This is a genomic window from Caballeronia sp. GACF4, from assembly GCF_023631025.1.
Taxonomy (GTDB): domain Bacteria; phylum Pseudomonadota; class Gammaproteobacteria; order Burkholderiales; family Burkholderiaceae; genus Caballeronia.
Map to the genome: position 1 here is coordinate 553,259 of NZ_JALQDW010000018.1, position 13,860 is coordinate 567,118.

Below are 13,860 nucleotides of genomic sequence, written 5' to 3' on the forward strand. Positions count from 1 at the left end.
CCGCCGGCGAGCTCATGGCTTCTTCGCGTGCAGAAGCGTGATCGGCAGCGCTTGCCGCCACGTATCGAAACTGCCGAGCGGCTCGGCCCGTGCGATGCCGATCCGCGTCAGCTCGCCGCCATGCTCCGCGCGCCATGCAACGAGCGCCGCTTCGCTCTGCAAGGTCACGGCGTTGACGATCAGCCGACCGCCCTGCCGCACGCGCGCCCAGCACGCATCGAGGAGACCCGGCACGGTCACGCCGCCGCCGATGAACACGGCATCCGGCGCGCTCAAACCGTCGAGCGCGCCGGGCGCCTCGCCCTTGACGAGTTGCAGCGCAGGCACGCCGAGCGCATCGCGGTTATGTTCGATGAGACGCTGCCGCCCTTCGTTCGCTTCGATTGCAATCGCGCGGCAAGCGGGATGCGCGCGCATCCACTCGATACCGATGGACCCGCAACCCGCGCCGACATCCCACAGCAATTCGCCCGGTTGCGGCGCGAGACGTGCGAGCGTCACGGCGCGTACATCGCGCTTGGTGAGCTGGCCGTCGTGCCGATACGCGTCGTCGGCAAGACCCGGCGTGAGCGATGGCCCCGCGTGGCCCGCATGCGTGCGGCATTCGATCGCCATGAGATTGAGCGCCGCCACGCGCGGCTCGCGCCAGTCGTCCGCACGTTCGTCGAACCGGCGTTCATTCGTGCCGCCCAGATGCTCGAACACCGTCACGCGGCTCGCGCCGAAACCATGCAGCGTGAGAAGCTGCGTGACGGCGGCGGGCGTCGCGCCATCGGCGCTCAGGACGAGCAGACGTCCGCCGCGAAACACATGCGCGAGCAGGGACGCCACCGGCCGCCCGACGAGCGACACGCATTGCGCGTCCTGCAACGGCCAGCCCAAGCGCGCCGCCGCCAGCGACAGCGACGAAGGCGCGGGCATGACGCGCATTTCTTCCGTGGATAATTCGCGCGCAAGCGTGGCGCCGACGCCGAAGAACATAGGGTCGCCGCTCGCAAGCACGCATGTTTGGACGCCGCGCTCGGCGAGCACGGCATCGACGGAAAACGGGCTTGGCCATGGCACGCGGCGCGCCGCGATACGCGCCGGCAGAAACGCGAGGTGACGTTCGCCGCCGTGGATCGACCGTGCTTCGAAGAGCGCGCGCCGCGCCTCGCGGCCAAGCCCATGCCAGCCGTCCTCGCCGATACCCACGACGGTCAGCCAGTTCGACATGTGCGGCCTCCTACGGGCGAATCCCGCGTTTGAAGCACCCGCGCAAGGCGGGAAGCGGTCTGATGGTCGATAAAAGCGGGCATAATAGCGCGTTCGTCGGTGCCTGAAGGGTTCGATCGGTATCGAGCCTCATGGCCTAACAGGGAACACAGCAAAACTGTGGCTGCCCCCGCAATTGTACGCAGCGAGTCCGCGCTCCACTGCCACTGGTTTTTACCGGGAAGGCTAGCGCGAATGTCGACCTGCCAGCCAAGAGACCTGCCGACGTAAGCATTCACTGCTATTCAACGCTATTCAACGCAATTGCGCGAAGCCTGCCGGGCGGGGTGTACCGGTTCGCAACTCAAGCGCTTGAGCATACGGTCGAGCTTTTGGAATCGTTCTTGCCGCCTCGGTCTTCGGCCTGTCCCGGCCTCATGCGTATCGTGCCCGCACGCGATGGCGCCCTTGCGCGCGTGCGTCTTGCCGGTGGCGAGTTGCGTCGCGAAGCCGCGCATGCCGTGGCGCACGCCGCCGAGCGCTGCGGTTCCGGCACGATCGAAGTGACCAATCGCGCCAATCTGCAACTGCGCGGCATTCGCGACGACGCCCACGCGGAACTCATCGACATCGTGCTCGCGGCGGGCCTCGGTCCGACCACGGCCGGCGCCGACGATATCCGAAACGTCATGCTGAGCCCGCTTGCGAGCACGGGAACGCGTGCGCTTGCAGCGGATATCGTCGAACGCATGCAGGCCGATGCCGCGTTGCACGCGTTGTCGCCGAAGTTCGCGTTGCAGATCGACGATGGCGAAACGCTTGCGATGCTCGATCATCCGCACGATCTTTGGCTTTCGGCGCTGGACAATGGCGCGCGCTTCGCATTCGGTTTTGCAGGATCGATGCCGCATCGTGAGGAACATGCGCCTGCCTCGGGCGCGATTGCGCGTGACGACGCGAAGCGCTTCATCCTGGCCGTGCTGCAGGCGTTTCTGGCGCTGGCATCGGTGGAAGAACACCGCATGCGCGATGTGCTCGCACGCGTTGGAATTACGGGCTTTCTCCATGCCCTCGACTTCGAAACACAGCACGACGCCGCACTTCAGTCATGGCGTCGCGCGCCTTCCGATGCAACGTTACGACTCGGCGCGCATGCGGACTATGTCGGCGCGCAAGCGCCGCTCGGCCGCCTCGATGCTAATACACTTCACGCAATCGCCGATCTCGCCGAAGAACGCGTCGTGATGACGCCCTGGCAAAGCGTGTTGCTGCCGGACGTGCACGCGAATCGCATGACGCATGTCGTCGATGCCCTTCGCGCGCTTGGCCTCTCCACCGATCCACGCGATCCGTTCGCGCGTCTGATCGCATGCGCGGGTTCTTCGGGCTGCGCGAAAAGCCGTGCCGATACGAAAGCGGACGCGCATCGTTTAGCCGCCTTGCTGCCCGAGCATGCGCACGCGCATCTGAGCGGCTGCGAGCGCTCTTGTGCGGCGGCGCATCCCGTCGAAAACACGCTCGTTGCCGTTGCGCCCGGCCGCTACGACGTGCTTCGAGGCACACACGTGATCGCCCATAACCTCCTCATCGAAGAGGCGGCCGCATGGCTCGCCCGGAGTCATGCCGATGTCTGACTATATCCGCGACGGTGCGGAGATTTACCGGCGATCGTTCGCGACGATTCGCGCCGAAGCCGACCTCGCCGCCATTCCCGTCAACCTCGAAATGCTCGCTGTGCGGCTGATTCATGCGTGCGGCATGATCGATATCGTCGATGACCTGCGCTTCTCGTCCGATGCCGGTATCGCGGGCCGTGAGGCGCTCGTGAGCGGCGCGCCCATTCTCTGCGATGCGCGCATGGTTGCCGAAGGCATCACGCGCGCGCGCCTTCCCGCGAATAATCGCGTGATCTGCACGCTCGGCGATGCCTCCGTGCCGGAACGCGCCCGTGCGATGCACAACACGCGCTCCGCTGCCGCACTCGAACTATGGCGGCCCGATCTTGCGGGTGCGATCGTCGCAATCGGCAATGCGCCCACCGCGCTCTTTCATCTACTCGACATGATCGACGACGGCGCACCGAAGCCCGCGCTCATTCTCGGCTTTCCGGTGGGCTTTATAGGCGCGGCGGAATCGAAAGCCATGCTTGCCGCCGACAGCCGTGGCATTCCTTTCGTCGCGTTGCTCGGACGACGCGGCGGCAGCGCGATGGCGGCGGCCGCCGTGAATGCGCTCGCATCGGAGGCCGAGTGATGAGCGGAAGACTCCATGGTCTGGGCGTCGGTCCGGGCGATCCCGATCTCATCACGGTGAAGGCGTTGAAGCTGCTCAAGGCGGCGCCCGTGGTCGCGTATTTCGTCGCGAAGGGGAAGAAGGGCAACGCGTTCGGCATCATCGAATCTCATCTCGAAGACACGCAGACGCGCTTGCCGCTCGTCTATCCCGTGACGACCGAAGCGCTCGAACCGCCACTTTGCTACGAGACGATCATCAGCGCGTTCTACGATGAATGCGCGCTCGCCATTGCGGATCATCTCGAAGCCGGCCGCGACGTGGCGGTGATCTGCGAAGGCGATCCGTTCTTCTACGGCTCGTACATGTATCTGCACGATCGCCTTGCCGCGCGCTTCGAGGCAGAAGTCGTGCCCGGCGTCTGTTCGATGCTGGGCGGCGTCGCAGTGCTTGGCGTGCCACTGGTTTATCGTAATCAGAGCCTTGCGGTGCTTTCGGGCGTTCTTTCGGAAACCGAACTAAAACGAAAGCTGGCGACGAGCGATGCCGCCGTCATCATGAAGCTCGGCCGCAACTTCGACAAAGTGCGTCGTGTGCTGGCGGAACTCGGGCTCGACAAACGCGCGTTGTATGTGGAACGCGCGACGATGGCGAATCAACGCATCGTGCCGCTGAACGAAGTCGATCCAATGGCATCGCCCTACTTCTCGCTGTTGATCGTGCCGGGGACGAAATGGAGCGCATAGACTTAGCGAAGCCGCTTGCCATCGTCGTGCTCGGCAACGGTGCGCTGACTATCGCGCGCAAGATTCAGGCGTGTCGTCCGGGATCGCTCGTTCATGGACTCGCTAGTCGCGTGAAGGTGGACGTCTCCTTCGACGACTTCGGCGCGCACGTGCGGGCACTCTACGCGGCAGGCTCGCCAATCGTCGCACTGTGTTCAGCAGGCATCGTAATTCGCGCGCTGGCAGCGTCGCTTGCGGATAAGGGCGCGGAGCCGCCGGTGCTCGCTGTCGCGCAGGACGGCAGCGCGGTCGTGCCGCTGCTCGGCGGCATGAGCGGCGTGAACGTGCTTGCGCGTGAAATCGGCCAGATGCTCGGTATCGTACCGGCCATCACGACGAGCGGCGAATTACGCTTCGGTCAATGTCTGCTCGCGCCGCCCGAAGGCTACGTACTGGCGGATATCGAACGCGGCAAGCGCTTCGTGTCCGACTTGCTTGGCGGAGCAACGACGCGCGTGGAAGGCCACGCACCGTGGCTCGATCAGGCAGCCCTTCCTCGCGCCGACGATGCGTTGCGCGCCATCCGCATCACGCCCGAAAGCGCCCACGATGAACACAGTCTCGTGATTCATCCACGTTGTGTGATTGCATGGATCGAAGATGACGCGACGAACGGCGATGTAGCGGAATGCGTACGCAAGGCACTTCAAGCACGAAGCCTCGCGCCGCTCGCACTCGCTGTGCTGGTCACGCCCACGCACGCAATGACATCGCAACGTCTTGCCGATGCCGCGCAAGCGCTCGACGTGCCATTGCGTTTCAGCGACGCCCCGCCTTTCGATGTTTCGCACAACGGCGACGTTGCATTGCACGTCGCGAACGCGCCCGTCGATGCGCAGGCGATAGGCCGTGCACGCGGCACGTTGACCGTGATCGGTCTCGGTCCCGGCAGCTCCGAGATGATGACGCCCGCCGCGAAAGCCGCGCTCCGTGCCGCAGAAGACGTGCTCGGTTACGAAACCTACGTGCGCATGGCAGGCCCGTTTCGCACCGATCAACGCGCGCATATGACGGACAATCGCGAAGAGTTGCAGCGCGCGCGACATGCGTTCGAACTGGCAAGCGAGGGACGCAGGGTCGTGGTCGTATCGTCGGGCGATCCGGGCGTGTTCGCCATGGCGGCAGCCGTGCTCGAAGCACTCGACAAGGAAGCGAACGCGTCATGGCATGCCGTGAAACTCGAGATCTTGCCGGGCGTATCGGCGTCGCTTGCCACGGCGGCGCGTGCGGGCGCACCGCTCGGCCATGACTTCTGCGTTTTGTCGCTATCGGATAATCTGAAGCCGTGGGGCGTCATCGAGAAACGCATAGCGCATGCGGGTCAGGCCGATTTCGTCATGGCGTTCTACAACCCGCTATCTAAGGCACGGCCCTGGCAATTCGATCGCGCGATCGAAATCGTGAAGCAGCATCGCGATGCCAAAACGCCGGTCGTGCTCGGGCGCGATGTGGGACGCGCGGGCGAGACGCTTCGCATCATGACGCTTGGCGAGTTGGACAGCACGATGGTGGACATGCGAACGATGGTGATCGTCGGATCATCGACCACGCGCGTGATCGGCGATGGCGCATGGGTTTATACGCCGCGATGGTATGAATGACACGGGCAGGCTACCGCAAGTCCGCGCTCAGTTCGCTCGCATGAAAGTACTCCGCCGCCCAGCGTAGCGCCAACGTGCTCGCTTGCCCGACTCCGAATTGCCCTTCATCGAAGTCCACCAGCACGACGCGGTCCGCGCACTGCGGCGGCGCGGGCGTCTCGTTCGTGCGGCCATCGGTCAGCACCCATAGCCAGCGACGCTGCGCGGGTCTTCGACGCGCGGCTCGTGCAAGCACGGTCTGCGCACTCGAAAGACCCAACGCCAGCGGCGTGCCACCACCGCCACCGATAGGACTCACCCAGCGCTCGTTCCACCAATGCGCGGCGCCCGGCTGACGACGCACTTCCGCACGCCCGCCACCGAAACATACGAGCGCGATTTCCGCACGCTCGCGATAGGCCCGATCGAACAACGCAATCAACAAGCCCTTGGCACGCGCGAGCCGTTCACCCGTGAGCATCGATCCCGAGCAATCGAGAAGAAAGCAATGCAACGACGCCGCTTCGCCCTGCACACGTCGATAGCGAAGATGCCGTGCATCGAGACGCTCGGCACGTTTCGCGCGTAGCGTCGATATCCAGTCGAGCGTGGTGCTTTCATCGCCTTCGCGACCGGTCATGCGACCGCGTGCCCGCGCTTCACGCCATCGAAGACGATGCTCTTGAGCATCCGCTTCGTGTCTCCGATGGCTCAGGCTTTTTTTGCGGCAAGCGGTCTGACTTGCTTGACCTTCGCCGTGCCTGCTGGCTCGGGCGGCATGTAGCCCCAATCGCTTTCATTCGTGCTGCCGTTATCGCGCGGGGCGGGCTGCTGCGGCGCTTCGCCTTGCGATGCATCGGCCTCGCGTCGTCGATGCTTCAGCACGGCGTCGGCCACGCGATCGACGTGAAGCGTCTGCACGTTGCTCGCGCCTTCGAATGCCGCGAGCGCTCTCGCCGCACGCAGCATCACGAGATCGGCGCGCAAGCCATCCACGTGGGCGGCGATGCAAAGCGCGCTCACGCGCGCATGCACCGCGTCGTCCGGATCGAGCGCGAATAGCACGGCACGTGCTGCATGAATGCGTTCTGCTAGCGCCGACTGTGCGTCGGCATGGCGTGCGCAGAATGCTTCAGCATCCATATCGAACGCGAGCCGCGCCCTGACGATCCGTTGCCGCACGCTCGCATCGAAGCAATTGTTCAATTCGACCGCGAGCCCGAAGCGGTCGAGCAATTGCGGACGCAATTCGCCTTCTTCGGGATTCATCGTGCCGATCAATACGAAACGCGCTTCATGCCGATGCGAAATACCATCGCGCTCGATGACGTTCACGCCGCTTGCCGCGACATCCAGCAACTGATCGACGAGCGGGTTGGGCAGCAGATTCACTTCATCGACATAGAGCACGCCGAGATGCGCTTTTGCAAGCAAGCCCGGCGAAAAGGTCACGCCGCCGTCGCGCAAGGCGCTTTGAATATCGAGCGTACCGATCAACTGCTCTTCGCTTGCGCCGAGCGGCAGCGTGACGAGCCGGCCTTCGGGCAATAGCTCGGCAAGGGCGCGTGCGGCAGTGGACTTCGCCGTTCCGCGTGGGCCGCTGACGAGCACGCCGCCAAGCGCCGGATCGATAGCCGCGAGCACGAGCGCCTGCTGCAAGGCCTCCTGCCCGACGAGCGCGGTAAAGGGAAACACCGGAAAATCAGCGTCGTTCGGGTTCAAGTCTGTCGGCCTTCGAGTTGCAGTTCGACATCGAGCAAATGGCGCGTCACGTCAGCGCGATAGCCGCCCGGCTCTTGCCATAAACCGCGCTCCATGGCTTCGAGCAGACGCTCGCATATCGATTGGAGCGCGTGAGGATTGTGCTGCGTGATGAACTCGCGCGTGTCTGCGTCGTTCACGTAAGCGTCGGTAACGAGCGCGTATTGATGATCCGATACGACACGCGCCGTGGCGTCGTATCCATAGAGATAATCCACCGTTGCAGCGAGTTCGGATGCGCCTTTGTAGCCGTGACGCTTGACGCCGTCGATCCATTTTGGATTGACCACGCGCGAGCGCACCACGCGTGCAATCTCTTCGTTCAAGGTCCGCACGCGCGGCGCGGCGGGATTGCTATGATCCGCGTTATACGCCTGCGGTTGCAGGCCCGAAAGATAACGCACGGCCGCGACCATGCCGCCCTGAAACTGATGGTAGTCGTTCGAGTCCAGCAGATCGTGCTCGCGGTTATCTTGATTCTGAAGCACGACATCGAGCGCGGAAAGCCGCGTGCCGAAGCTCGCTCGCGCATCCACGCCGTCTTGCGCCTGCGAATACGCATAGCCTCCCGTGCTTTGATACGCGGCCGAGAGATCGGCGTCGCTCTGCCATTGCTTCGCATCGATCAGTTCCTGCAAGCCCGCGCCATATGCGCCCGGCTTCGTGCTGAACACGCGCCAGCCTGCACGTTGCCGCGCTTCTTTCGCATTCATACCGCGACCGATCAGTTCATCGCGCTCACGCATGACGCGCGCGCGAATCGGATTGATATCCTCGGGCTCGTCTTCGAGTTCGGCGACGGCTTGCACCGCCGCATCGAAAAGATGCATGAGATTGGCGAAGGCGTCGCGAAAGAACCCCGATACGCGCAAGGTAACGTCGATACGCGGCCGGTTGAAGATGGAGATTGGCAGTATCTCGAAGTCCGTCACGCGATTGCTTCCCGCCGCCCACTTCGGCCGTACGCCGATCAGTGCGAACGCCTGGGCCATATCGTCGCCGCCAGTGCGCATGGTCGCCGTGCCCCACACGGAAAGGCCGATGGCGCGCGGGAAATCGCCGTGATCCTGCACGTGTCTTTCCACCAGCAGATTGGCCGACTTGAGGCCGATGGACCATGCGGCCTGCGTCGGCAATGCGCGTGTGTCGACCGAATAAAAATTGCGTCCGGTAGGCAACACGTCCGGTCTGCCGCGCGATGGAGAACCGCTCGGACCAGGCGGCACGAAGCGGCCCTCAAGCCCGCGCTTCAGTTGCTCGAGCTCTTGCGGACCACACGCGTCAAGACGCGCGAGCACATCGCCTTGCAAGCGTTCGAGCACCAGCGTCGTTTGCGGCCCCGGCGATTCGGCATCGCCTTGAAATAGTTGCAATGCTAACGATTCGAGGCGTTCGCGTGTATCGCCATGATGCCGCCAAGGCGCGTCGACCGCGTTTTGAAGCGCGTCGGGGCGAGGTCCATTCCATGGCGCCGCCCAGTCGGCATCGAGCGGATCGAACGCTTCACCGAGCGCGAGATCGCGCGCCATGGCCGTGATGAGACTTGCATTTGCACCGCGTCCGTCGCCGGTCGGAAAACGGCCCAATGCGAGCAGCGTATCGCGCCTTTGCACGCCTTCGGGTGATACGCCGAACACATGCAAGCCATCGCGTATCTGCGCTTCCTTCAGTTCGCACAGATAGGCATCGGCACGCGTAAGCAATGTGTCTTCACCCTGCAAGTCGCCCGGTGCGTCGAGCCCGAGTTCCTCATGCAATCTGTTCTCGACGATGTTCGCGAGGATGGACTTGCGCAGCAGCTTCGCGCGGCGCGTATCGACCATGAGCGCTTCGTAGTATTCGTCCACTTGTCGTTCGAGATCCTGCAGCGGCCCATAGTTTTCGGCACGCGTGAGCGGCGGCATCAGATGGTCGATGATGACCGCCTGCGCGCGACGCTTGGCCTGACTTCCCTCGCCCGGATCGTTCACGATGAAGGGATAGAGATGCGGCATGGGACCGAGAATGAGATCGGGCCAGCACGATGCCGACAACGCAACGCTCTTGCCCGGCAGCCATTCGAGGTTGCCATGCTTGCCGACATGCACGAGCGCATCGGCCTGGAAACGCAAGCGCAACCAAAAATAAAACGCGAGATACGCATGCGGCGGCACGAGCTCGGCATCGTGATAGCTCGCATAATCGTTGCGCTCGCGCGAGCGCGAAGGCTGAATGCCGATGAACACTTCACCGCAACGCAAGCCTGCAATCATGAAGCGGCCGCGCCGTATCGTCGGATCGTCTTCAGGCGCGCCCCATGTATTTTCCAGTGCTTGCCGTGCATCCAGCGGCAACGCGCGATAGGCATCGAGATAATCTTCGAGCGCAAGACTTTGCAGGGCCGGGCGAAGATCGCGCACGACAGGGTCGTTCGTCACGCCTCGCGTAAGCGCTTCGATGAGCGCATCGCCATGTTCGGGAATCTGGTCTAAGCGATAGCCTTCACGCTCGAGCAACTGCAAGATGTTGATGGCCGATGCCGGCGTGTCCAGTCCCACGCCGTTGCCAATGCGCCCTTCGCTCGCCGGATAATTCGCCAAGACGAGCGCGATGCGCTTGCGCTCGTTCGGCGTATGTCTGAGCTTGCACCAGCGCGCGCTGAGTTCGGCGACGAAGCGCATGCGCTCGGTATCGGCTTGATAACGCACCACGTCGACCTGCGTATGCGGGCATCGATAAGCAAGCCCCTTGAAGCTCACCGCTCGCGTGATGATACGGCCATCCACCTCGGGGAGCGCCACGTGCATGGCGACATCGCGCGAATTCAGGCCTTGATTGTCCTTCTGCCAGTCATCGCGATTGCCCCCGCTCAAGATCACTTGCATCACGGGCGCATCGCCGGCCACTTCGAATGCTTCGCTTTCTCCGATCACGCCCGCAGCGAACGCCGTGGTATTGAGCACGAGCGATGCAACATGCTGCGCGCACAAACGCTCCACTACTTCGCGGCTCAGACTTTCCTTGAGCGATGCAATCGCAATGGGCAGCGGATTCATGCCCTCGCGTTCGAGCGCTTCGATGAATGCATCGAACACAGCGGTGTTGCCTGATTGAAGATGCGCGCGATAGAAAAGAATGGCAACCACCGGCGCGCCTTCGGTCCAGCGTTCGCGCCAATCGTCGCTAGAAGCGCTTTCGCGCTCGGGGTGATAGATCGCGACCGCGGGCAACGCGCTCGGCGCGTGCGCTTCGCGTCCCCAACCGAACGCGCGATGCGCGATGGCGCGTAGAAACTCTTCGGCATTGCGCGCGCCGCCTTCACGTAAATAGCGCGACAGGTCGCGGCAGAACGCGGCATCGGCCGTACTCTTGCCGATGAGATTCGGGTCTTCCGAAAGATCGCCCGAAAACATGGCGAGCATTTGCTTTTCGCGCTTTGCCAAAGCGACGAGACGCTCGATACCGTAGGGCCAATACGATTCGCCGCCGAGATGATCGACGATGACGACCTTTGCATGACGCAGAATGTCGTCGACATAAAAGTCGACCGAAGCGTTCTGGCGCAGGAACGATTGATTTGCGAGCCGCACTTCCGGAAAGCCGGGGCCGAGACGTGGAAAGACGCTTGCGAGCAGCGCGAGCGTGGTATCGGCCGAACTGAGCACGACGATGGGCGCGCGCGTCTGCTCGATCCGCATCACGCCTGCGGCGTCGTCGACGAAGCCTCCCGGAGTCGTGCGCAGCAGATGCATCGCTCAGGCCTGCACGGGTAAGTTCTGCAACGCGGAAACGAAGGCACGTTGCAGCGTTTCGCGGTCGAGGTCCTCGCCGATAAGCACGAAGCGACTCGATGCCTCGCCTTCGTTCCAGCGCCTGTCGAAGTAACTGTCGAAGCGTCGCCCCACGCCTTGCACGACGAGCCGCATGGCGGCACCCGGCAACGCCGCGAAGCCCTTCACACGGTAAATCGTGTGCCTTTCCACCAGCACGTGCAGTGCCGCAAGCAGCTGTTCGCGCGACTCGACATCCGCTGCGACCACCACGGAATCGAACTCGTCGTGATGATGATCCGCATGACCGTCTTCGTCGGGCGAGCCATGATGGTCGTGCCGCAGATGAATGGTCTCTTCCGATGCGGATTGCAAGCCGAGCAGCGCATGCACGTCGAGTTTGCCCATCTGCGCGGGAACGATCTTCACTTCGGGCGGAATCTCGGGGCGCACGAGCGCATCGACCTTGCTCAACGCGGCGGCATCCATGAGATCGGTCTTGTTGACGATGACGAGATCCGCCGACGACAGTTGGTCTTCGAACAACTCATGCAACGGCGATTCGTGATCGAGATTCGGATCGGCCTTGCGCTGCGCATCGACGGCGATGGGATTTGCCGCGAACTGACCGCTTGCCGCAGCCGGACCGTCGACCACGGTAACGACCGCGTCCACGGTGAAGGCGTTCTTGATGGACGGCCAGTTGAAGGCCTGCACGAGCGGCTTGGGCAAGGCAAGCCCGGACGTTTCAATCAACACGTGATCGATACTGTCGCGCCGTTCAAGCAGTTGCTCCATCACCGGATAAAACTCTTCCTGCACGGTGCAACACAAGCAACCGTTCGCGAGTTCATAGAGATTGCGTTCGGCGGAGCCTGCTTCGTCGTCGCAACCGATACCGCAGCCCTTGAAAATTTCTCCATCGATACCGAGCTCGCCGAACTCGTTGACGATGACCGCGATGCGCTTGCCCTGCGCGTTCGAAAGAATGTGCCGCATCAGCGTGGTTTTGCCGCTGCCGAGGAAGCCGGTCACGACCGTGACGGGGATCTTGCGCGTTTGCATCGTTGCTCCGTGCTTGATTGATGCGTGCGCCCTATGCGTGATGGTGTGCGCGATGCGGTCTATTCGACCTTTGCAGCGGCATGGACATGGAAAAGCGCACGACTCGGTGGATCTGGGGATACGCCGCAACCCCGCGGCTAAGGAAATCCCTTCGGTAATTCTGGCCGGTATCCGGGCTGACGAAAATAGCCGCTTCGCCTTCCCGCGCCGGACGCTTTGAACGCCTAGCACAGTGGCTTTGAAACCGGCTTGCCGCGCATGTCATGCGTGGCTTTCGCTTACCGTTGCGGGGGCAGCACAGGTTGGCTTGCGTTCGCCTGAACGCGCGCTTCCTGTTTCCCGTTCAACTGCGCGCTAAAGACTTGGCGCGCGAGCACCTGAACTATTGAAAGTCTAGGGCTAGCGGGGTTAGGCGTCAAGAAAGCATGGTGCCTGCCTAAGCGTCCGGTATGGTATCTTTCCTCCGCCTTAAGGCTTTTCAAGTCGACCTCCATGAATTGGCTTCGTTTAGCATGAGCGCCGCGCTCGTCATCGGCATCGGCTGCCGCCGCGGCGTAAGCGCCGAAGCAATAGAACGCGCTGTGCGTGGTGCGCTTGGCACGCTCGCATTTGCCGATATCGCCAGCGTGGCAAGCATCGACGCTAAGAAAGACGAAACAGGATTGCTTGCATTTTGCGAGCGTCATCAATTGCGCGTGGATTTCTTTAGCGCCGATCAAATCGAGCGCGCGCCTGGGAAATTCTTATCGCAGGCCAGGCGGCATTTGAATGTCGACGGCGTATGCGAGCCTTGCGCGCTCATTGCCAGCGGCGGCCGGCTCGTCGTGCACAAGACTATCGCGGGCGGCGTGACGGTCGCTATTGCAGAGACACCATCGAAGAAACAAGCATGAAAACCGATACCGAATCGCATTTGCGCATGACCCAGCGGCGCAAGGAAGGCCATGAGAAAAAGCAGGCCGCCGCCGACCATGAAAAGGGCCTGTTGATCGTCAATACCGGCAACGGCAAAGGCAAGACCACCGCTGCATTCGGCATGGCCATGCGCGTGCTCGGGCACGGCATGAAACTCGGCGTGGTGCAATTTATCAAAGGCGCGCTGCATACGTCGGAACGCGATTTCCTTGGCGCAATCGCGCATTGCGATTTCGTGACGATGGGCGATGGCTATACGTGGAACACGCAAAATCGCGAGGCGGACATCGCCACGGCGCGCAAGGGATGGGACGAAGCACGACGCATGATCCAAAGCGGCGAGTATCAGATGGTCGTACTCGACGAGCTCAATGCCGTGCTCAAGTACGAATATTTGCCGCTCGAGGAAGTACTCGGCGTGCTAAAGGCACGGCCGGCCATGCTGCATGTCGTCGTGACAGGACGACACGCGGCCGATGAGCTCATTGAAATAGCCGATCTCGTCACCGAAATGCGCCTCGTAAAGCACCCTTATCGCGAGCAGGGCGTCAAGGCGCAACGCGGCGTCGAGTTCTGACG

Annotated in this window: 11 protein-coding genes and 2 riboswitches; of the genes, 6 read left to right on the top strand and 5 right to left on the bottom strand. The window is 62.7% G+C overall.

Annotated elements, in window-relative coordinates:
• Nucleotides 1–12 precede the first annotated feature (12 nt).
• On the bottom strand, nucleotides 13–1,215 hold the full coding sequence (cbiE, locus tag NCR40_RS17625; protein WP_250493480.1) for a precorrin-6y C5,15-methyltransferase (decarboxylating) subunit CbiE: 1,203 nt from the start codon (nucleotides 1,213–1,215) through the stop codon (nucleotides 13–15).
• An 80-nt stretch (nucleotides 1,216–1,295) separates the two neighbouring features.
• A riboswitch (cobalamin riboswitch) is annotated at nucleotides 1,296–1,495 on the top strand.
• Nucleotides 1,496–1,598: 103 nt separating this feature from the next.
• On the opposite strand from cbiE, the gene cobG reads away from it, so the two are divergent.
• From cobG to cobJ, 4 genes are read left to right on the top strand one after another with little or no spacing between them, the layout of a single operon-like run.
• On the top strand, nucleotides 1,599–2,828 hold the full coding sequence (cobG, locus tag NCR40_RS17630; protein ID WP_250467212.1) for a precorrin-3B synthase: 1,230 nt from the start codon (nucleotides 1,599–1,601) through the stop codon (nucleotides 2,826–2,828).
• Nucleotides 2,821–3,447 carry a precorrin-8X methylmutase gene (locus NCR40_RS17635; RefSeq protein WP_250510115.1) on the top strand — a complete coding sequence of 209 codons (627 nt, stop codon included), beginning with the start codon at nucleotides 2,821–2,823 and terminating at the stop codon, nucleotides 3,445–3,447. Before cobG ends, NCR40_RS17635 begins: the two co-directional genes overlap by 8 nt.
• Nucleotides 3,447–4,172, top strand: a complete 726-nt coding sequence (locus tag NCR40_RS17640; RefSeq protein WP_250510116.1) for a precorrin-2 C(20)-methyltransferase — start codon at nucleotides 3,447–3,449, stop codon at nucleotides 4,170–4,172. Before NCR40_RS17635 ends, NCR40_RS17640 begins: the two co-directional genes overlap by 1 nt.
• Nucleotides 4,160–5,812: a precorrin-3B C(17)-methyltransferase gene (gene cobJ / locus NCR40_RS17645; protein WP_250510117.1), complete on the top strand. Its 1,653-nt coding sequence runs from the start codon at nucleotides 4,160–4,162 to the stop codon at nucleotides 5,810–5,812. Before NCR40_RS17640 ends, cobJ begins: the two co-directional genes overlap by 13 nt.
• Nucleotides 5,813–5,822: 10 nt before the next feature.
• Here cobJ and NCR40_RS17650 read toward each other — a convergent pair whose 3' ends face one another.
• The 4 genes from NCR40_RS17650 to cobW form a co-directional block, all read right to left on the bottom strand.
• Entirely contained in the window at nucleotides 5,823–6,431 is a 609-nt protein-coding gene (locus NCR40_RS17650; RefSeq protein ID WP_244829498.1) for a vWA domain-containing protein, read from the bottom strand.
• 71 nt (nucleotides 6,432–6,502) lie between these two features.
• Nucleotides 6,503–7,513, bottom strand: a complete 1,011-nt coding sequence (locus NCR40_RS17655; RefSeq protein ID WP_250467222.1) for a magnesium chelatase ATPase subunit I — start codon at nucleotides 7,511–7,513, stop codon at nucleotides 6,503–6,505.
• A complete protein-coding gene (gene cobN / locus NCR40_RS17660) occupies nucleotides 7,510–11,283 on the bottom strand; it encodes a cobaltochelatase subunit CobN (protein ID WP_250510118.1) in 3,774 nt (1,257 codons plus the stop codon). The genes NCR40_RS17655 and cobN overlap by 4 nt, the downstream gene beginning before the upstream one ends.
• A gap of 3 nt (nucleotides 11,284–11,286) precedes the next feature.
• On the bottom strand, nucleotides 11,287–12,366 hold the full coding sequence (gene cobW, locus NCR40_RS17665; RefSeq protein WP_250510119.1) for a cobalamin biosynthesis protein CobW: 1,080 nt from the start codon (nucleotides 12,364–12,366) through the stop codon (nucleotides 11,287–11,289).
• A gap of 145 nt (nucleotides 12,367–12,511) precedes the next feature.
• Nucleotides 12,512–12,762: riboswitch (cobalamin riboswitch) on the bottom strand.
• Nucleotides 12,763–12,878: 116 nt separating this feature from the next.
• On the opposite strand from cobW, the gene NCR40_RS17670 reads away from it, so the two are divergent.
• Nucleotides 12,879–13,259 carry a cobalamin biosynthesis protein gene (locus NCR40_RS17670; protein ID WP_250467228.1) on the top strand — a complete coding sequence of 127 codons (381 nt, stop codon included), beginning with the start codon at nucleotides 12,879–12,881 and terminating at the stop codon, nucleotides 13,257–13,259.
• Nucleotides 13,256–13,858 carry a cob(I)yrinic acid a,c-diamide adenosyltransferase gene (gene cobO / locus NCR40_RS17675; RefSeq protein WP_244829493.1) on the top strand — a complete coding sequence of 201 codons (603 nt, stop codon included), beginning with the start codon at nucleotides 13,256–13,258 and terminating at the stop codon, nucleotides 13,856–13,858. The genes NCR40_RS17670 and cobO overlap by 4 nt, the downstream gene beginning before the upstream one ends.
• Nucleotides 13,859–13,860: the final 2 nt, after the last annotated feature.

What these genes read in the sequence shown, in the direction of transcription:
- cbiE (WP_250493480.1), bottom strand. Translation starts at nt 1,215, where the DNA reads ATGTCGAACTGGCTGACCGTCGTGGGTATCGGCGAGGACGGCTGGCAT.
- NCR40_RS17635 (WP_250510115.1), top strand. Translation starts at nt 2,821, where the DNA reads ATGTCTGACTATATCCGCGACGGTGCGGAGATTTACCGGCGATCGTTC.
- NCR40_RS17640 (WP_250510116.1), top strand. Translation starts at nt 3,447, where the DNA reads ATGAGCGGAAGACTCCATGGTCTGGGCGTCGGTCCGGGCGATCCCGAT.
- cobJ (WP_250510117.1), top strand. Translation starts at nt 4,160, where the DNA reads ATGGAGCGCATAGACTTAGCGAAGCCGCTTGCCATCGTCGTGCTCGGC.
- NCR40_RS17650 (WP_244829498.1), bottom strand. Translation starts at nt 6,431, where the DNA reads ATGACCGGTCGCGAAGGCGATGAAAGCACCACGCTCGACTGGATATCG.
- cobN (WP_250510118.1), bottom strand. Translation starts at nt 11,283, where the DNA reads ATGCATCTGCTGCGCACGACTCCGGGAGGCTTCGTCGACGACGCCGCA.
- cobW (WP_250510119.1), bottom strand. Translation starts at nt 12,366, where the DNA reads ATGCAAACGCGCAAGATCCCCGTCACGGTCGTGACCGGCTTCCTCGGC.
- NCR40_RS17670 (WP_250467228.1), top strand. Translation starts at nt 12,879, where the DNA reads ATGAGCGCCGCGCTCGTCATCGGCATCGGCTGCCGCCGCGGCGTAAGC.
- cobO (WP_244829493.1), top strand. Translation starts at nt 13,256, where the DNA reads ATGAAAACCGATACCGAATCGCATTTGCGCATGACCCAGCGGCGCAAG.